Annotated in this window: 19 protein-coding genes; 12 read left to right on the top strand and 7 right to left on the bottom strand. The window is 72.0% G+C overall.

Going from position 1 to position 16,649, the window contains the following annotated elements:
* Position 1: 1 nt before the first annotated feature.
* Positions 2-1,555 carry an MDR family MFS transporter gene (locus ACZ3IJ_RS13900; protein WP_467467934.1) on the top strand — a complete coding sequence of 518 codons (1,554 nt, stop codon included), beginning with the start codon at positions 2-4 and terminating at the stop codon, positions 1,553-1,555.
* On the opposite strand, the gene ACZ3IJ_RS13895 is transcribed toward ACZ3IJ_RS13900, so the two are convergent.
* Positions 1,485-1,874 (bottom strand): hypothetical protein, encoded by a 390-nt coding sequence (locus ACZ3IJ_RS13895; protein ID WP_391798825.1) that lies wholly within the window; start codon positions 1,872-1,874, stop codon positions 1,485-1,487. The genes ACZ3IJ_RS13900 and ACZ3IJ_RS13895 overlap by 71 nt on opposite strands.
* Positions 1,875-1,928: 54 nt before the next feature.
* Between ACZ3IJ_RS13895 and ACZ3IJ_RS13890 the strand changes: the two genes are divergently transcribed.
* Positions 1,929-2,624 (top strand): uridine kinase family protein, encoded by a 696-nt coding sequence (locus tag ACZ3IJ_RS13890; protein WP_467467932.1) that lies wholly within the window; start codon positions 1,929-1,931, stop codon positions 2,622-2,624.
* A gap of 150 nt (positions 2,625-2,774) precedes the next feature.
* On the opposite strand, the gene ACZ3IJ_RS13885 is transcribed toward ACZ3IJ_RS13890, so the two are convergent.
* Positions 2,775-3,500, bottom strand: coding sequence for a SigE family RNA polymerase sigma factor (locus ACZ3IJ_RS13885; protein ID WP_467467931.1), 726 nt, complete (start codon positions 3,498-3,500; stop codon positions 2,775-2,777).
* Between the two features lie 160 nt (positions 3,501-3,660).
* On the opposite strand from ACZ3IJ_RS13885, the gene afsQ1 reads away from it, so the two are divergent.
* From afsQ1 to ACZ3IJ_RS13860, 5 genes are all read left to right on the top strand, one after another.
* The gene (gene afsQ1, locus ACZ3IJ_RS13880; protein WP_181019089.1) at positions 3,661-4,338 is read left to right on the top strand and encodes a two-component system response regulator AfsQ1; all 678 of its coding nucleotides are present in this window, start codon (positions 3,661-3,663) and stop codon (positions 4,336-4,338) included.
* The gene (locus ACZ3IJ_RS13875; RefSeq protein WP_467467929.1) at positions 4,335-5,819 is read left to right on the top strand and encodes an ATP-binding protein; all 1,485 of its coding nucleotides are present in this window, start codon (positions 4,335-4,337) and stop codon (positions 5,817-5,819) included. The genes afsQ1 and ACZ3IJ_RS13875 overlap by 4 nt, the downstream gene beginning before the upstream one ends.
* Entirely contained in the window at positions 5,816-6,445 is a 630-nt protein-coding gene (locus tag ACZ3IJ_RS13870; protein WP_467467928.1) for a hypothetical protein, read from the top strand. The genes ACZ3IJ_RS13875 and ACZ3IJ_RS13870 overlap by 4 nt, the downstream gene beginning before the upstream one ends.
* A gap of 58 nt (positions 6,446-6,503) precedes the next feature.
* Entirely contained in the window at positions 6,504-7,085 is a 582-nt protein-coding gene (locus ACZ3IJ_RS13865) for a VanZ family protein (protein WP_467467927.1), read from the top strand.
* 93 nt (positions 7,086-7,178) lie between these two features.
* Positions 7,179-7,379 carry a PspC domain-containing protein gene (locus ACZ3IJ_RS13860; protein ID WP_467467925.1) on the top strand — a complete coding sequence of 67 codons (201 nt, stop codon included), beginning with the start codon at positions 7,179-7,181 and terminating at the stop codon, positions 7,377-7,379.
* A gap of 80 nt (positions 7,380-7,459) precedes the next feature.
* Here the strand turns inward: ACZ3IJ_RS13860 and ACZ3IJ_RS13855 are convergent, their stop codons facing one another.
* Together ACZ3IJ_RS13855 and ACZ3IJ_RS13850 are read right to left on the bottom strand one after the other, a co-directional pair.
* On the bottom strand, positions 7,460-7,816 hold the full coding sequence (locus ACZ3IJ_RS13855) for a hypothetical protein (RefSeq protein ID WP_391798831.1): 357 nt from the start codon (positions 7,814-7,816) through the stop codon (positions 7,460-7,462).
* Positions 7,817-7,988: 172 nt separating this feature from the next.
* Positions 7,989-9,143: an adenosine deaminase gene (locus tag ACZ3IJ_RS13850; RefSeq protein WP_467467924.1), complete on the bottom strand. Its 1,155-nt coding sequence runs from the start codon at positions 9,141-9,143 to the stop codon at positions 7,989-7,991.
* Positions 9,144-9,258: 115 nt separating this feature from the next.
* Between ACZ3IJ_RS13850 and ACZ3IJ_RS13845 the strand changes: the two genes are divergently transcribed.
* Positions 9,259-10,035 carry an alpha/beta hydrolase gene (locus tag ACZ3IJ_RS13845; protein ID WP_467467922.1) on the top strand — a complete coding sequence of 259 codons (777 nt, stop codon included), beginning with the start codon at positions 9,259-9,261 and terminating at the stop codon, positions 10,033-10,035.
* A 116-nt stretch (positions 10,036-10,151) separates the two neighbouring features.
* Here the strand turns inward: ACZ3IJ_RS13845 and ACZ3IJ_RS13840 are convergent, their stop codons facing one another.
* On the bottom strand, positions 10,152-11,105 hold the full coding sequence (locus ACZ3IJ_RS13840; protein WP_467467920.1) for a LysR family transcriptional regulator: 954 nt from the start codon (positions 11,103-11,105) through the stop codon (positions 10,152-10,154).
* Between the two features lie 62 nt (positions 11,106-11,167).
* Here ACZ3IJ_RS13840 and ACZ3IJ_RS13835 point away from each other — a divergent pair, with 62 nt between their 5' ends.
* The 3 genes from ACZ3IJ_RS13835 (at position 11,168) to ACZ3IJ_RS13825 (ending at position 14,260) form a co-directional block, all read left to right on the top strand.
* On the top strand, positions 11,168-12,430 hold the full coding sequence (locus ACZ3IJ_RS13835; RefSeq protein WP_467467919.1) for an MFS transporter: 1,263 nt from the start codon (positions 11,168-11,170) through the stop codon (positions 12,428-12,430).
* A gap of 125 nt (positions 12,431-12,555) precedes the next feature.
* Positions 12,556-13,203 (top strand): L,D-transpeptidase family protein, encoded by a 648-nt coding sequence (locus tag ACZ3IJ_RS13830; protein WP_467468398.1) that lies wholly within the window; start codon positions 12,556-12,558, stop codon positions 13,201-13,203.
* An 82-nt stretch (positions 13,204-13,285) separates the two neighbouring features.
* Positions 13,286-14,260 (top strand): sigma-70 family RNA polymerase sigma factor, encoded by a 975-nt coding sequence (locus ACZ3IJ_RS13825; RefSeq protein ID WP_467467917.1) that lies wholly within the window; start codon positions 13,286-13,288, stop codon positions 14,258-14,260.
* Between the two features lie 11 nt (positions 14,261-14,271).
* Here the strand turns inward: ACZ3IJ_RS13825 and ACZ3IJ_RS13820 are convergent, their stop codons facing one another.
* Entirely contained in the window at positions 14,272-14,550 is a 279-nt protein-coding gene (locus ACZ3IJ_RS13820) for an STAS domain-containing protein (RefSeq protein WP_467467916.1), read from the bottom strand.
* A gap of 54 nt (positions 14,551-14,604) precedes the next feature.
* On the opposite strand from ACZ3IJ_RS13820, the gene ACZ3IJ_RS13815 reads away from it, so the two are divergent.
* Positions 14,605-15,252, top strand: a complete 648-nt coding sequence (locus ACZ3IJ_RS13815; RefSeq protein WP_361442860.1) for an HAD family hydrolase — start codon at positions 14,605-14,607, stop codon at positions 15,250-15,252.
* Positions 15,253-15,328: 76 nt separating this feature from the next.
* On the opposite strand, the gene ACZ3IJ_RS13810 is transcribed toward ACZ3IJ_RS13815, so the two are convergent.
* Positions 15,329-16,606: a thymidine phosphorylase gene (locus ACZ3IJ_RS13810; RefSeq protein ID WP_467467914.1), complete on the bottom strand. Its 1,278-nt coding sequence runs from the start codon at positions 16,604-16,606 to the stop codon at positions 15,329-15,331.
* Between the last annotated feature and the right edge of the window lie 43 nt (positions 16,607-16,649).

Below are 16,649 nucleotides of genomic sequence, written 5' to 3'. Positions count from 1 at the left end.
CATGACGACACAGCAGACGCGCGACGACGAGCGCACCCGCATCCCCTACCTCGGGATCTCCGGGCTCATGCTCGGCATCGTCCTCGCCACCCTCGACGGCACCGTCATCGGCACAGCCCTCCCCACCGTCGTCGGCGAGCTCGGCGGCCTCGACCGGCTCTCCTGGGTGGTCACCTCCTACCTGCTGACCGCCGCCGTCGCCACCCCGCTCTGGGGCAAGATCGGCGATCTGTACGGCCGCAAGGGCAGCTACCTCGCCTCCGTCACCGTCTTCCTCGCCGGCTCCGTCCTCTCCGGACTCGCCCGGACCATGGACCAGCTCATCGCCTTCCGGGCGCTCCAGGGCATCGGCGCGGGCGGCCTGATGGTCGGCGCTTTCGCCCTCATGGGCGTGCTCGTGGCTCCGCGCGACAGCGCCAGGGTGCAGTCCGTCAGCGCGGCGATGCTCCCCGTCGCGTTCGTCGGCGGCCCGCTCCTCGGCGGTTTCCTCACCGACCACCTCGACTGGCGCTGGGCGTTCTACGTCAACGTCCCGGTCGGCCTCGTCGCCCTGCTGATCGTGGGGTTCGGCATATCGATGCGCACCGAGCGGATCCGCGCCCGCGTCGACTGGGCGGGCGCACTGCTGCTCACCGCCACGATCCTCGCTCTGACCCTCCTCGCGAGCTGGGGAGGCACCACCTATGCCTGGACCTCGCCGCAGATTCTGGGCCTGGGCGCCGTCTCGGCCGCGGCCCTCGCCCTGTTCGTGCGGGCCGAGCAGCGGGCCGAGGAGCCGGTCATCCCGCCCCGCCTCTTCCGCAGCCGCAACTTCACCCTCGCCCAGGTCCTCAGCTTCCTCGTCGGCGCGGGGATGCTCGCGGCCATGAACTACCTGCCGCAGTACCTCCAGTTCGCCCGCGGCCGCTCCTCCACCGCGAGCGGCATGCTCCTGCTGCCGCTGATGCTCGGCATGCTCGCGGTCCAGCTGGCGACCGGCCGGATCATCGCGCGCACCGGCCGCTACCGGCTCTACCCGATCCTCGGCGGCGCGCTGATGACAGCCGGCGCACTCGTCCTGCTCACCCTCGACGTCGGGACCCCGGTCGCCGCCGCCTCGGCACTCACCCTCGTCATCGGGGCGGGCATGGGCTTCGTCATGCAGTCGACGCTGCTGATCACGATGAACAGCGCGGAGCCGCGCGACATGGGCGCGGCCAGTGGCACGGTCACGCTCCTCCGCACCATCGGCGGCTCGTTCGGTGTCGCGATGCTCGGCGCGGTCTTCACGGCCCGGCTCGACGGCGCTGACACCTCGCTGACCCCGGCCCGGCTGCGGGAGCTTCCCGGGCCGGTGCGGGAGGGGTTCGCGGCGGCGGTGACGAGCGGGCTGCACGGGGTGCTCCTGGGAACCGCCGTGCTGGCCGCGCTCGCCTTCGCCGCGGCCTGGTTCGTACGGGAGGTACCCCTGCGGACCGCGCCGGGGGCCGCCGGCCAGGGGGCCGTCAGTTCGCCGGCAGCAGCCCCGTCACCTCGCCGACCAGCGGCAGATCGTCCAGGCCCCCGCCCTTCGTGACGTGGTCGGTCACCAGGTTGGTGCCCACGGGCTTGAAGTCGGCGACCTGGGTGCCGATCCCGTTGTCCAGCGGGTCGACCCCGGTGTTCGCCAGCGGGTCGAGCTGGAGGCTCGTCAGCGGGCCCACCGCGTGGCCGGTGGCGCCGAGGGCCGCGACGGCGTCGCTGCCGGCGAGGGCGTCGACCGGCAGCGGCAGCGGGGCGGCCGCCTGGGCTGTGGCGCCCATGCCGAGCACCGCCGCTCCCGCCGCCGTCGCGGCCAGCCCGGCCTTCAGCAGGGCACCGCGGCCGGGGGTCCTGGATTGCTTGTGACGCGCCATGAGAATCCTTCGACGTTGGGTAACGGCAGAGACACCGAGCGTAGTTGAGGTGTGATGCTGGATACCAACCCCCTCCCTCGGGGGTCCCCTGCCCGGGGGAATGCTTCACACTGGTGTCCCGTGAGTTCCCAACCGATCCCGACCCGCGTCGTCCTGCTCGCGGGCCCCTCTGGCTCCGGCAAGTCGTCCCTCGCCGCCGTCGCCGGCCTCCCGGTCCTGCGCCTCGACGACTTCTACAAGGAGGGCGACGACCCGACGCTCCCACTGGTCGCGGGCAGCGCCGACATCGACTGGGACTCCCCGTACTCCTGGGACGCCGACGCCGCCGTCGAGGCGATCGTGGAGCTGTGCCGCACGGGCCGTACGGACATCCCCGTGTACGACCTCGCCACCAGCTCGCGCGTCGACCACGACGCGCTGGACATCGGCCGGACCCCGCTCTTCGTGGCGGAGGGGATCTTCGCGGCGGAGATCGTGGAGCGCTGCCAGGACCTCGGGGTCCTCGCCGACGCGCTGTGTCTGCGGGGCCGCCCCTCGACGACGTTCCGCCGCCGTCTCCTGCGTGATCTCCGGGAGGGCCGCAAGTCGGTCCCGTTCCTGCTGCGCCGAGGCTGGCGCCTGATGCGCTCGGAGCGCTCCATCGTCGCCCGCCAGACGGCGCTGGGCGCCCACCCCTGCGCCAAGCAGGAGGCGTTGGGCCGCCTCGCCGCCGCCGCGGCGGGCCGCCACCGGACCCCCGCGGTGCACTGAGGCCCACCGGAGGCTCGTACGTCCCGGCCCACCAGGGGCCGGGAACGCAAAAAAACGCGCGGTCGAACAAGACCCCCCGGCTTGTCCGACCGCGCTTCCCCCGTACGTTCCCCCGTACGTCCCCCCGTTTTCCCCGTTTCCCCCCGACCTTCAGGCCACCAGCTCGCCGAAGGACTCCTCCTCGTCACGGCCGAAGCTCAGGACGTCGTCCTCGCGCAGCCGGCGCAGGGAGCGCCAGATGCTCGACTTCACCGTGCCGACACTGATGTCCAGGATCTCCGCGATCTCCGGATCCGTACGGCCCTCGTAGTAGCGCAGCACCAGCATCGTCCGCTGGAGCTCGGGCAGTCGGGCCAGCGCCTGCCACAGCACCGCGCGCAGCTCGGTCCCCCGCATCGCGTCCGTGTCGCCCGCCGTCTCCGGCAGCTCCTCGGTGGGGTACTCGTTCAGCTTCCGCCGGCGCCACGCGCTGATGTGCAGGTTCGTCATGGTGCGGCGCAGATAGCCGCCCACGGCCGCCTTGTCACTGATCCGGTCCCAGGCCCGGTACGTCGAGAACAGCGCGCTCTGCAGCAGGTCCTCGGCCTCGAACCGGTCGCCGGTCAGGTGGTAGGCGGTGGCGTACAGGGAGGCGCGGCGTTCCTGGACGTAGGCGGTGAACTCCGCTTCCGACACCGACTGCCGCTCCCCCGTGACCTCCCCGTACCCCGCTCCCCCGTCAGCCACGGCGACCATGTACGGCGCCTTGTGCTGACGCCCGGCGCTGCGAACGCACCCCCGCCCGTTCACACCGCCGGACTTCTCCGTGCTCCGCACGACGACATCGTGGAGGCGCGTGACAACTGCGCCTGAGGTGGTGCTGTGCAGTGCGTTCATCGTGCGCCCCCCGTCGGTTGGAGTGTGTTTCTGTCCGTGTGCCAAGAAGCTTGCCCGGGCACTTTCATCGGGGTGTCCGCCGACTGTCACAGACCTGTCACAGGCACCGGTCCGGCCACACAGTCGAACTCAGGTGGCCGCATGCGACAGAATGGCGCCCGTGCCTTTCCTGTTGCTGATCGAGGACGACGACGCCATCCGCACGGCCCTCGAACTCTCGCTGTCACGCCAGGGCCACCGAGTGGCCACCGCGGCGACGGGCGAGGACGGCCTGAAGCTGCTCAAGGAGCAGCGTCCGGACCTGGTCGTGCTGGACGTCATGCTGCCCGGAATCGACGGCTTCGAGGTGTGCCGGCGCATCCGGCGCACCGACCAGCTGCCGATCATCCTGCTCACCGCGCGGAGTGACGACATCGACGTGGTCGTCGGACTGGAGTCCGGCGCGGACGACTACGTCGTCAAGCCGGTCCAGGGGCGGGTGCTCGACGCCCGAATCCGGGCCGTACTGCGGCGCGGCGAGCGGGAGTCCACCGACTCGGCGACCTTCGGCTCGCTGGTCATCGACCGTTCCGCGATGACGGTGACGAAGAACGGGGAGGACCTGCAGCTCACGCCGACCGAGCTGCGGCTGCTCCTCGAACTGAGCCGGCGTCCCGGACAGGCCCTGTCGCGCCAGCAGTTGCTGCGCCTGGTCTGGGAGCACGACTACCTGGGCGACTCGCGTCTGGTCGACGCCTGTGTGCAGCGGCTGCGCGCAAAGGTGGAGGACGTGCCGTCCTCGCCGACCCTGATCCGTACCGTGCGCGGCGTGGGCTACCGGCTGGACGTCCCTGCGTGAGAAGAACCATCTTCGCCGGGCTGCGCTTCACCAGCCTGCGTCTGCGGCTGGTCGTCGTCTTCGCCCTCGTGGCGCTCACGGCCGCGGTGTCCGCGTCCGGGATCGCGTACTGGCTCAACCGCGAGGCGGTGCTCACCAGGACGCAGGACGGGGCGCTGAACGACTTCCGCCAGGAGATGCAGAACCGGGCCGCGACGCTTCCGCTGCGTCCCACCGAGGAGGATCTGCGGCGGACCGCCGAGCAGATGGCGAGCGGCAGCGCCGGGTACAGCGTGCTGCTGCTCGGGGAGCGGGACAAGGGCAAGCCGATCATCGGGGCCTCGAACCCGGACACCTTCACCCTGGCCGACGTGCCGGAGTCGCTGCGCGTCGCGGTGGACACCGAGCGGCCCGTCAGGGAGGGCGACACCAGCCCCTACCACCTGGTCTGGCAGCGGACCCAGCGCGGGCAGACGCCGTATCTGGTCGGCGGGACGCGGATCACCGGCGGAGGACCCACCGGCTTCATGTTCAAGTCGCTCGAGGCCGAGCGAGCGGATCTGAACTCGCTGGCCTGGTCGCTGGGGATCGCGACGGCGCTCGCGCTCGTCGGCTCGGCCCTGCTCGCGCAGGCCGCGGCCACGACGGTGCTGCGGCCCGTGCACCGGCTCGGCGAGGCGGCGAGGCGGCTCGGCGAGGGCAAGCTCGACACCCGGCTGCGAGTCTCGGGCACGGACGAACTGGCCGATCTGTCGCGGACGTTCAACAGCGCGGCCGAGTCCCTGCAGAAGAAGGTCGCGGACATGAGCGCGCGGGAGGAGTCCAGTCGGCGCTTCGTCGCGGACATGTCCCACGAGCTGCGTACGCCGCTGACGGCGCTGACGGCCGTGACGGAGGTCCTGGAGGACGAGCAGGACTCCCTCGACCCGATGATCGCGCCGGCCGTGGCGCTCGTGGTGAGCGAGACCCGGCGGCTGAACGACCTGGTGGAGAACCTGATGGAGGTGACCCGCTTCGACGCGGGCACCGCGCGGCTCGTCCTCGACGACGTGGACGTCGCCGACCAGGTCACCGCCTGCATCGACGCCCGCGCCTGGCTGGACGCCGTGGAACTGGACGCCGAGCGCGGGATCATGGCGCGGCTCGACCCGCGCCGGCTCGACGTGATCCTGGCGAACCTGATCGGAAACGCGCTCAAGCACGGCGGTTCGCCGGTGCGGGTGGCGATCCGCACGGAGGACGGCGAGCTGGTCATCGAGGTGCGCGACCACGGCCCGGGCATCCCCGAGGAGGTCCTGCCACACGTCTTCGACCGCTTCTACAAGGCGAGCGCGTCCCGGCCCCGGTCGGACGGCAGCGGTCTGGGTCTGTCGATCGCCATGGAGAACGCGCTGATCCACGGGGGTTCGATCACGGCCGCGAACTCGCCCGACGGCGACGGAGCGGTGTTCGTCCTGCGGCTTCCGCAGGACAGCGAGCAGGGCGAGGTGGAGGAGAGTTGAGCCGGCTTCGCCGTGCGGGAGTGCGTACGGGAGGGGTGGCGGCGGCCGTCGTGCTGACCGCGGTCGCCTCCGGGTGCGGGATCAGGACGACGTCGGTGCCCGTCGACGCCGGGCCGGCCCCCTCGCGGGTGCCGTGCAGTGTCACGGGCGACGAGCCCGCCACGCAGACGTCGGGGGTCCCGGTCCGGGTCTTCCTGCTCTGCGGGTCGCAGCTGGAGCCGGTGGACCGGCGCGCGCCGGTGCCCCAGGAGCGGGCGGACGGGGGCCGGGTCGCCACCGCGTCGGCGCTGCTCGCCCAGCTGCTGGCCGAGCCGTCGGAGAACGAGCGGCAGGCCGGCTTCTCGACGGCCGTCAAGGGACCGCTGCTGGTCACCGGCGGGTACAACGGCGATCCGGCGGGCACGCTGCGGCTGAGCCGGCAGCCGGAGGACCTGAATCCGACCGCGCTGTCGCAGATCGTCTGCACGCTGGCGAACAGCTCGGCGGGCGCGGGCGAGGCGAGCGTGGTCCTCGGCGGGCCCGGTCACTATCCGCCGCGGCGGCTGGCGTGCACGACCGGGCTGAAGGAGCGCCCGGAGTCGGCGCCCCCGACGACGACGGGCCGGCCCAGCCCCTCCGCGTCCTGAAGCGGGTGTTCCGCCGTGCGGCGGAACCGATTCCGGGACGGGACGCGTCTTGGGGGGCGTGCAGCGTCAAGGTTCGGGCGGCAGTGCCGCCGTGGTCGTACGCGTGGCGGGGTTCGTCCTCCTCCTCGCGCATCTGCTGCTCGTCGCATGGGTCACGCTCCGACCACGTGACGTGGCCTGGGTGACCGCGCCGAACCTGACCCCGCTCGCCGGGATCCGTGCGGATCTCGCGCTCGGTCCCGTCGAGGCCGCCCGGCGGATCGGCGAGGGGCTGCTGCTCCTGGCGCCGCTCGGCGTCCTGCTCCCGATGGCCGACGGGCGCCTCCATGTGTCGCCGTGGGGCTCCCTGGCCCGGACGGTCGCCGCGGGGGCGCTCGTGTCGCTCGCCGTCGAGCTGCTGCAGACCGCCGTACCGGGTCAGGTCGTGGACGTGGACTCGCTGCTCCTGAACACCGCGGGGGTGGCGCTCGCACATGTGCTGCTGGTGCCCGCCGGGCGGGCGCGGCTGCGCCGCGGGAGGGACGCGGCGCCACGCCGGTCCTCCCCGGGGACCAGGCCGGGCCGGGGCTCGGCCCTGCTGCGGGAGGAGGGTTCTCAGGGCCCTACCCCGACGATTCCCAGGGTCGGGATCGCCCCGTAGACCGACGCTTTGTCCCTCGGCCCCGGGCGAGTATGGAGCCATCGGAAGCCCGACGGAGCGGCTTCCGGAAGACTCTTCCCGAAGGAGCCCACCATGGCCGCACTTGCCCGCCCCCGTGACGGACGCATGATCGGCGGAGTGTGCGCAGCGCTGGCACGGCGCTTCGGCACCTCGGCCACCACCATGCGGGTCGTCTTCCTCGTCTCGTGCCTGCTGCCCGGTCCTCAGTTCCTGCTGTACCTGGCCCTCTGGCTGCTGCTCCCGCAGGAGAAGTCGGCGAGCACGGCCTGGTGACGGCAGGCCGTACGTACGCCGATGGGGCGCTCACCCGGTCCGGGTGGGCGCCCCATCGGCGCGCGTGCGGCGTGTCCGGGTCAGCCGAGCGGCAGGGCGCCCACCGGCAGGCCGCCGAGCAGGCCGCCGACCGGGGTGTTGGCCAGCGGGCCGTTGGCGGCGTCGAGCGGGAGGTGCTGGGTGGCGGCACCCGCGGCGGCCGGCAGGGTCTTGACGCCCTGGTCGACCGACGACTGGCCGGAGAGGAGGGACTCGGCGGCGCCGTCGGGGAGCTCGGTGAGGCCGTCCCCCAGCGGTACGGCCTGGGTGACCAGACCGAGCGCCGCGTCCGGGGAGGCGGGCAGCGACGGTGCGGCCGAGGCCGTGCCGGCGGCGGCAGCGGCGAAAGCGGCACCGAGAGCGGCGACACCGAGCGTCTTGGCGGCAGACTGCTTCATCAGAAAATCATCCTTGGGGATCTTGGGGATCTTCGAGCTTCGAGGAAAGCAGGAAATTCGGGGAATGCAGAGCGGCTCTGCAACTTAGCCACCGGATGACGCTCCCGCAAACACCGAAAGGCGGCCGAGCAGATGTTCCCCGGCCGCCCCGATCCCGCTCGGAAACCCTCCCTCAGCCCGCCTGGGCGGAAGACTCGCTGGTCGTAGCGGTCTGACGGAACAGCCATTCGGACTTCAGCTCGGCATATCCGGGCTTGATCACGTCATTGATCATGGCCAGACGTTCATCGAAAGGAATGAACGCTGATTTCATCGCATTGACCGTGAACCACGCCATGTCGTCGAGCGTGTAGTCGAATGCCTCGACCAGCTGCTCGAATTCACGGCTCATGCTCGTACCGCTCATCAGCCGGTTGTCGGTATTGACCGTGGCACGGAAATGCAGCTTGCGGAGCAGGCCGATGGGGTGTTCCGCGATGGAGTCCGCTGCACCGGTCTGGAGGTTGGACGTCGGGCACATCTCCAGCGGGACGCGCTTGTCCCTGACGTACGCCGCGAGCCGGCCGAGCCGCACCGAGCCGTCCTCGGCGACCTCGATGTCGTCGATGATCCGCACGCCGTGGCCCAGCCGGTCGGCGCCGCACCACTGCAGGGCCTGCCAGATGGACGGCAGCCCGAAGGCCTCGCCGGCGTGGATCGTGAAGTGGTTGTTCTCCCGCTTGAGGTACTCGAAGGCGTCGAGGTGGCGGGTGGGCGGGTAGCCGGCCTCGGCGCCCGCGATGTCGAAGCCGACGACGCCGGAGTCGCGGTAGCGGTTGGCGAGTTCGGCGATCTCCAGGGCGCGGGCGGCGTGCCGCATCGCCGTCAGCAGCGCGCCGACCCGGATGCGGTAGCCGTTCGCCCTGGCCTGGCGCTCGCCCTCGCGGAAGCCCTCGTTGACCGCCTCGACGACCTCCTCCAGGGTGAGTCCGGCCTCCAGGTGCTGCTCGGGGGCGTACCGCACCTCGGCGTAGACGACACCGTCCTCCGCGAGGTCCACCGCGCACTCGGCGGCGACCCGGACGAGGGCCTCGCGGGTCTGCATGACGGCGCAGGTGTGCGCGAAGGTCTCCAGATAGCGCTCCAGGGAGCCGGAGTCGGCGGCCTCGCGGAACCAGATGCCGAGCTTGTCGGGTTCGGTCTCGGGGAGGTTGTCGTAGCCCTGCGCGAGGGCGAGTTCGATGATCGTGCCGGGGCGCAGTCCGCCGTCGAGGTGGTCGTGGAGGAGCACCTTCGGGGCGCGGCGGATCTGGTCCGCGGTGGGGACGTTGGAGGTCTGGCTCGTCATTTCCGCACTCTAGCCCCTACGCGCGTAGAGCGCCCCTCCTCAACTCGCTTGTCGATACGTAACAGTGACCGCGCGTACGGATGGCGTACACCTCGGCTTCTGAGACTGTTCTGCCATGGCGCACTCCGCACTCGTAGGGACTGCCGGCAGCCGGACACCCCGGCTCGGACGGCCCGTCGGCGCATCGCACCCCGGTACGGCGGTGGGCGGTGTGGTCCTGCTCCTTCCCGACGGCGAGGTGGCGTCCGCGCGGGGCGCCTCGCTCCGGGCCCACGCGACGCTGCTTCCGCTGGGCCGCCGGCTGGCCAGGGCCGGGCGCGAGGAGGGCCTGGTGGCGCACGTGGTGCGCTACCGGGGGCGCGGCTGGAACGGCACGGACGCCCAGTTGGCCTCGGACGCCTCCTGGGCGGTGGCGGAGGCGGTACGGCGCTACGGCGACGTCCCGGTCTGTCTGGCCGGCCACGGGATGGGGGCGCGGGCCGCGCTGCGTGCGGCCGGGCACGCGGCGGTCGACGCGGTGCTCGCGCTCGCGCCGTGGCTGCCGGAGGACGACGTGGCGGCCGAGCCCGAGCCCGTGCGCCAGCTGGTCGGGCGCCGGATCCTGATCGTGCACGGCACGAACGACGCCCGGACGGATCCGGAGCTGTCGTACCGGCTGGCGGAACGGGCGAAGAAGGCGAACCGCGACACGTGCCGCTTCGAGGTGCACTCCGACGGCCACGCGCTGCGCCAGTACCACGACGAAATCCACTCCCTGGCCGCCGACTTCGTCCTGGGCTCCCTCTTCGCCCGCTCCTTCGCCCGTCCGGTCGCGGACGCGCTCGCGGCTCCGCCGCCGCTGGGACTGCGGATGCCGCTGGCGGCGGGCTTCGGCCGCGCCCTGCGCCGGTAGGGAGCCCGCTCCGGTCCGGCAGGAGTGCAGACCGGGGTCCGGCAGGAGGCCCGCTCCGGTCCGGCGGAGTGCAGACCGGGGTCCGGCAGGAGGCCCGCTCCGGTCCGGCGGAGTGCCTAATCCGGCAGCAGGCTGCCCCGCTTGCTCAGCAGGAAGTGTTTGAAGGCCGCCACCGGGGCCGTGTCCGGGTGGCCGTCGAGCCAGGCGACCCCGATCTCGCGGACCGCACGCGGGGCCGTGACCGTGAGTTCGACGACGCCGGGGCGCGGGACGGCGGGCGGCGGCAGCAGCGCGACGCCCAGGCCGGCCGCGACCAGGCCCCGCAGGGTCTCGGCCTCCTCGCCCTCGAACGCGACGCGCGGGGTGAAGCCGGCCTCGGCGCACAGGTCGTCCGTGATGCGCCGCAGCCCGTAGCCCGGCTCCAGGGTCACGAAGGTCTCCTCGGCCGCCTCCGCGAGGCGGATCCGTTTGCGGGTGGCGAGCCGGTGGTCGTCGGGGACGACGAGCCGCAGGCGCTGCTCGTCAAGGCGGCGGGCGACCAGGTCGGGCGCGTCCGGGACGGGAGAGGTCAGGCACAGGTCCAGGTCGCCTGCGCGCAGCCGCTCGATCATCGCCTCGCCGTAGTTCTGGACGAGGGTGAAGCGGACCCTGGGGTGGTCGACCCGGAAGGCGCGGATGAGCCCGGGGACGGTCTCGGAGCCCATGGTGTGCAGGAACCCGAACGCCACCCGCCCCGCCGCCGGGTCCGCGTCCGCCCGTACGGAGTCGGCCGCCCGCTCCACCTCGGCGAGGGCCCGCTCGGCGGAGGCCAGGAACGTCCGGCCGGCCGGGGTGAGCGAGACCGTGCGGCCCTTCCGGGCGAAGAGGGCGACCCCCAGGTCCTGTTCGAGGCGCACCATCGCCCGCGAGAGCGTCGACTGCGGCACACCCATCTCGGCCGCGGCCCTGGTCACATGCTCGTGACGGGCCACCGCCGCGAAGTACGCGAGCCGGGGCGCGAGCAGCAGCCCCATGTCTTCTTCGTAACTACTCGGTGACAGCCGACCCTGTGACCTGTACTCATGCACCATGGGAACGATTACAACAGTTCCATGCATTGGACGCATGAAACGAATCGTCCTACGTTCGAGGCATGCCTTCCGCCAGTACCAAGGCGGCCGCCACCAGCACGGTCGCCGACACCCGTCTCGCCCCCGGAGCCCCCGGGCACCGCCGGATGAGCTTCGCGCTCTTCGCCGCCGGCCTCGCCGCCTTCGCGCTCCTCTACTCCACCCAGGCCCTCCTCCCCGCGATCTCCGCCGAGTTCGGCGCGACCGCCTCCGCGGCCTCCTGGACGGTCTCCGCCGCGACCTTCGCCCTGGCCCTCCTCGTCCTGCCGATGAGCGCCCTCTCCGAGCGCTTCGGCCGGCGCGAGATGATGACCGCCTCGCTCTCCGTGGCGGTCGCCGTCGGACTGCTCGTCCCGTTCGCCCCGAACCTGGAGTGGCTGGTCGCCCTGCGCGCCGTCCAGGGCGCGGCGCTCGCGGGCCTGCCGGCCTCCGCGATGGCGTTCCTCGCCGAGGAGGTACGGCCCAAGGCGCTGATCGCGGCGATCGGCCTCTTCGTCGCGGGCAACTCGATCGGCGGGATGAGCGGCCGCATCGTCACCGGCTGGGTGGCGCAGATGTGGGGCTGGCGCGCCGGGCTCCTCGCGGTCGGTCTGATGGCGGTGGCCTGCGCGGTCGCCTTCCGCGTCCTCATCCCCGAGGCACGCCACTTCACGCCGGGTTCGCTCAACCCGAAGGCGCTCGCGGCGACGGTCCGCACCCATCTCGCCGACCCGCTGCTGATGCGCCTGTACGCGATCGGCGCCCTGTTCATGACGGTCTTCGGCGCCGTCTACACCGTCATCGGCTACCGCCTGGTCGAGGCCCCGTTCTCGCTCCCCCAGGGCGTCATCGGCTCGATCTTCCTGGTCTACCTGGTCGGTACGGTCTCCTCGGCGGCGGCAGGCAGGCTCGTCGGCCGGCTCGGCCGGCGCGGGGCGCTCTACCTGGCCGTCGGCACGACCGCGGCAGGCCTGCTGCTCTCGCTCTCCGACGCCCTCGCCGCCGTCCTGCTCGGCCTGGTCCTGATCACGGCCGGCTTCTTCGCCGGGCACGCGGTCGCCTCCTCCTCGGTGAGCCGGACCGCGACGACGGGCCGCGCGCAGGCCTCGGCGCTCTACCAGTCCGCGTACTACGTCGGCAGCAGCCTGGGCGGCACGCTCGGCGCGATCGCCTTCCACTCCGGCGGCTGGGCGGGCACGGTCCTCCTGGGTCTCGTCGCGGTGCTCGGCGTCGTGTCGATCACGCTCTACGGCAGCCACAGCGCGCGGGTCCGGGCGCGGCACCTCTCGCTGCGCACCGCGCACTGAATCGAGACCGGATCCGTACAACCAGAACGCTCCCCCGCTCGTCATGAGTCGTAGGACCCTAGGGGGAGTTGGTGATCATGCGCGGGATAAGGAAGCGCGCCGGGATCGTCCTCGGCATCACCTCGATGGTGGTGCCGCTGACGGTGGCCCTCGGCGCGGGCACGGCTCAGGCGGCGTCGTGCAACGTGACGACCGGGCCGTACCAGAAGCAGGTGGAGAAGTTCCTCGGCCGGACGGCGGACGGCAAGCAGTCGCTCGCCGACTGCAAGGCCATCCAGTCGTTCCAGCGCAAGCACGGCATCACCCCGACCATGGGGTACGCCGGGCCGCTGACCTGGCGGACGATGAACACGATGCTGGAGCAGAAGGCGGCCGGGAAGAACCCGAACAAGGCCGGCAAGTGCCCGACGAACAAGGGCCGGATCGCCTGTGTCGACCTGACGCGGCAGCTGAGCTGGATCCAGGACGGGAAGAAGCTGAAGTACGGCCCGGTGCCGGTCCGTACGGGCAAGGACGGGACCGAGACCCGCACCGGCGCCAAGAAGATCTACTGGCGCAAGATCAACCACTGGTCGACGATCTACCACGTCTCGATGCCGTACTCGCAGTTCTTCGACGGCGGGCAGGCCTTCCACTCCACGACGAAGTCCATGTGGAACCCGCCGGGTTCGGGCGGGTGCGTCAACATGCGTCCGGCGGACGCCAAGGCGTACTGGAACCTGCTCAGGAACGGTGACGACGTGTACGTCTACGGACGGAAGCCCGGAACCTGACCCGCGCTGTCAGTGGGCTGCGGTAGCTTCCCCTCATCGGCACAGCACCGGTGCCGATGAGGGGCGACTGGGGTGGACGTTCATGAGTGACCTGGCAACCGCGGACCGGAACTCCGAGCTGGAGAAGTACCGTACGGAGCTGACCGGTTACTGCTACCGGATGCTCGGCTCGTCCTTCGAGGCCGAGGACGCCGTGCAGGACACGATGGTCCGCGCCTGGCGCTCGTTCGACACCTTCGAAGGGCGCTCGTCGCTGCGCTCCTGGCTCTACCGCATCGCGACGAACGTCTGCCTGGACTCGCTCAACGCGGGGAACAAGCGGGCCAGGCCCATGGACCTGACGGCCGCCACGCCGGTCGCCCAGGCTCAGCTGAACGCCCGGCCGGAGATCACCTGGCTGGAGCCGATCCCGGACGGCCGGGTGCTGCCGTCCGTGGCCGACCCGGCCGAGACCGCCGTATCCCGTGAGACCGTCCGCCTCGCCTTCGTCGCCGCCCTGCAGCACCTGCCGCCGAAGCAGCGGGCCGTGCTGATCCTGCGCGAGGTGCTGGCCTGGAAGGCGAGCGAGGTCGCCGAGCTGCTCGACACCTCCGTCGCCTCGGTCAACAGCGCGCTGCAGCGGGCGCGCGCCACCATCGCCGAGAACGAGCCGACGGTCTCGGACGCGGCGGACCCCCTGGACGAGGAGCAGAAGCAGCTCCTGGAGCGCTATGTCGCGGCCTTCGAGGGGTACGACATGAAGGCGCTCACCGCGCTCCTCCACGAAGACGCGACGATGTCCATGCCGCCGTACGACCTGTGGCTGCGCGGCCACGACGACATCGTGGGCTGGATGCTCGGGGTCGGCGACGTCTGCCGCGGCTCCAAGCTGGTGCCGACCGTGGCGAACGGCTCCCCGGCGTTCGCGCACTACCACCCGGACCCGGAGGGCGGGTACAGCCCATGGGCCCTGATCGTCCTGGAGGTGCGGGACGGCAAGGTCGGCGGGATGGACTTCTTCCTGGACACCAAGCGGTGGTTCCCGCTCTTCGACCTCCCGGAGCGGCTCCCGGCGTAGGCACCCGCCCCTCAGCCCCCGTCAAGGACGTCGGCGAGCCCGACCAGGTCGAGGAGCAGCCGCAGCTCCCCGCCGGCTCCCCGGAAGGCGATCCGGTGCCCGAGGCGCCCGGCGGTGAGCTTCAGCCTGGCGAGGGCGTCCACGGCGGCGAGGTCGGTGTGTGTCAGCCCGCCGACCTCGCAGATCACGTCGGTGGGCGGCACCCCTTCGAGCACGGCGCACAGCCGGGCGACCTCGTCGGAGGTGGCCCGGGGGGCGAGGGTCAGTACGAGCGGTCGACTGGTGTCCACACCAGGGAGACCCGCGCGACGGCCGGAACTCATCGGCCGCCTAGGCTGCGGCCCATGGTGGAATTGGTGATCTTCGACTGCGACGGCGTCCTCGTGGACAGCGAACGGATCTACTGCCGGGTCGATCGCGAGGTCTTCGCCGCGCTCGGCGCGGAGTTCACGGAGGCCGAGGTCGTCGACCACTTCGTCGGCTCGTCCAGCGAGATGCTCACGGCCATCGTGGAGGAGCGGCTCGGTCGGCGCCTGGAGCCGGACTGGCACCGGGCGTACAGGCACCTGTACGACGAGGCCCTGGACGCGGAGCTGACGGTGGTCGAGGGCGTCACGGGCGTGCTCGACGCGCTGGACGTGCCCTTCTGTCTGGCGTCGAACGGCAGCCATGCCGCGATCCGCCGGAATCTCACGCGGGTGGGCCTGCTGGAGCGCTTCGAGGGCCGGATCTTCAGCGCTCGCGATGTCGCGCGCGGCAAGCCCGCCCCCGATCTCTTCCTCCACGCGGCGGCTTCCATGGGCGTCAGCCCGGAGCGCTGCGCGGTGGTCGAGGACAGCCCGTACGGCGTCCAGGCGGCCCGCGCGGCGCGGATGGCGGCCTTCGGCTACTGCGGAGGCCTGACCCGCGGAGACCGGCTGGCGGGCGTGGGGACGGTGGTCTTCGACGACATGGGCGAGCTGCCGAGGCTGCTCCGCGAAGCACGGGTCTGAGGGCGGCCCGGGCAGGCGAACGGGGCCGGTGCGGCGCACCGGCCCCGTTCCCCCGACGGTGTCAGAGGCATGTCCCTCAGGCGATGCGGTCCAGGACGATCGGGTTCGGGGTGAACGCCGTGCCCTCCGCCGCGATGTCCCAGGCGGCGTCCAGGGACTTCAGGGCGTAGTCGAACTTCTCCGGCGTGTCCGTGTGGAGCGTCAGCAGGGGCTGGCCCGCCGTGACCGTGTCGCCCGGCTTGGCGTGGAGCTCCACGCCCGCGCCCGCCTGGACCGGGTCCTCCTTGCGGGCCCGGCCGGCGCCGAGGCGCCAGGCGGCGATGCCGATGTCGTACGCGTCGAGGCGGGTCAGGACGCCCGACGAGGCCGCGGTCACGACGTGCTGCTCGCGGGCGACCGGGAGGGTCGCGTCCGGGTCGCCGCCCTGCGCCGCGATCATCCGGCGCCAGACGTCCATCGCCGAGCCGTCCGCAAGCGCCTTCGCCGGGTCCGCGTCCGTGATCCCGGCCGCGTCGAGCATCTCGCGCGCCAGCGCGATCGTCAGCTCGACGACGTCCGCCGGGCCGCCGCCCGCCAGGACCTCGACCGACTCGCGGACCTCCAGGGCGTTGCCGGCGGTCAGACCGAGCGGCGTCGACATGTCGGTGAGCAGCGCGACCGTCTTCACACCGCTGTCCGTGCCGAGGCCGACCATCGTGGAGGCCAGTTCACGGGCGTCCGCGAGGTTCTTCATGAACGCGCCGGAGCCGACCTTCACGTCCAGGACCAGCGAGCCCGTGCCCTCGGCGATCTTCTTCGACATGATCGAGGAGGCGATCAGCGGGATGGCCTCCACCGTGCCGGTGACGTCGCGCAGCGCGTAGAGCTTCTTGTCCGCCGGCGCCAGGCCGTCGCCCGCCGCGCAGATCACCGCGCCGGTCGTGTCCAGGACGTGCAGCATCTCCTCGTTGGAGAGCAGCGCGCGCCAGCCGGGGATCGACTCCAGCTTGTCCAGCGTGCCGCCGGTGTGGCCGAGGCCCCGGCCGGACAGCTGCGGCACGGCCGCGCCGCAGGCGGCGACCAGCGGGGCGAGCGGCAGGGTGATCTTGTCGCCGACACCGCCCGTGGAGTGCTTGTCGGAGGTCGGGCGGGAGAGCGAGGAGAAGTCCATGCGCTCGCCGCTCGCGATCATCGCGGCGGTCCAGCGGGCGATCTCCGTGCGGTTCATTCCGTTGAGCAGGATGGCCATGGCCAGGGCGGACATCTGCTCGTCGGCGACCTCGCCGCGGGTGTAGGCGTCGATGACCCAGTCGATCTGCTCCGGGCTCAGCTCGCCCTTGTCCCGCTTGGTGCGGATGACGGAGATGACGTCCATGGTGGTGCCTCTTTCTACGCGCATAGAGGGGGAAAGGAGGAGC

The sequence above is a fragment of the Streptomyces sp. NPDC013317 genome (assembly GCF_055563155.1).
This window is presented reverse-complemented; position numbering and strand designations above follow the sequence as displayed.

Coding starts and splice junctions, on each gene's coding strand:
- ACZ3IJ_RS13900 (WP_467467934.1), top strand. CDS start 2: ATGACGACACAGCAGACGCGCGACGACGAGCGCACCCGCATCCCCTAC.
- ACZ3IJ_RS13895 (WP_391798825.1), bottom strand. CDS start 1,874: ATGGCGCGTCACAAGCAATCCAGGACCCCCGGCCGCGGTGCCCTGCTG.
- ACZ3IJ_RS13890 (WP_467467932.1), top strand. CDS start 1,929: ATGCTGGATACCAACCCCCTCCCTCGGGGGTCCCCTGCCCGGGGGAAT.
- ACZ3IJ_RS13885 (WP_467467931.1), bottom strand. CDS start 3,500: ATGAACGCACTGCACAGCACCACCTCAGGCGCAGTTGTCACGCGCCTC.
- ACZ3IJ_RS13860 (WP_467467925.1), top strand. CDS start 7,179: ATGGCCGCACTTGCCCGCCCCCGTGACGGACGCATGATCGGCGGAGTG.
- ACZ3IJ_RS13855 (WP_391798831.1), bottom strand. CDS start 7,816: ATGAAGCAGTCTGCCGCCAAGACGCTCGGTGTCGCCGCTCTCGGTGCC.
- ACZ3IJ_RS13850 (WP_467467924.1), bottom strand. CDS start 9,143: ATGACGAGCCAGACCTCCAACGTCCCCACCGCGGACCAGATCCGCCGC.
- ACZ3IJ_RS13845 (WP_467467922.1), top strand. CDS start 9,259: ATGGCGCACTCCGCACTCGTAGGGACTGCCGGCAGCCGGACACCCCGG.
- ACZ3IJ_RS13840 (WP_467467920.1), bottom strand. CDS start 11,105: ATGGTGCATGAGTACAGGTCACAGGGTCGGCTGTCACCGAGTAGTTAC.
- ACZ3IJ_RS13835 (WP_467467919.1), top strand. CDS start 11,168: ATGCCTTCCGCCAGTACCAAGGCGGCCGCCACCAGCACGGTCGCCGAC.
- ACZ3IJ_RS13830 (WP_467468398.1), top strand. CDS start 12,556: ATGGTGGTGCCGCTGACGGTGGCCCTCGGCGCGGGCACGGCTCAGGCG.
- ACZ3IJ_RS13825 (WP_467467917.1), top strand. CDS start 13,286: ATGAGTGACCTGGCAACCGCGGACCGGAACTCCGAGCTGGAGAAGTAC.
- ACZ3IJ_RS13815 (WP_361442860.1), top strand. CDS start 14,605: ATGGTGGAATTGGTGATCTTCGACTGCGACGGCGTCCTCGTGGACAGC.
- ACZ3IJ_RS13810 (WP_467467914.1), bottom strand. CDS start 16,606: ATGGACGTCATCTCCGTCATCCGCACCAAGCGGGACAAGGGCGAGCTG.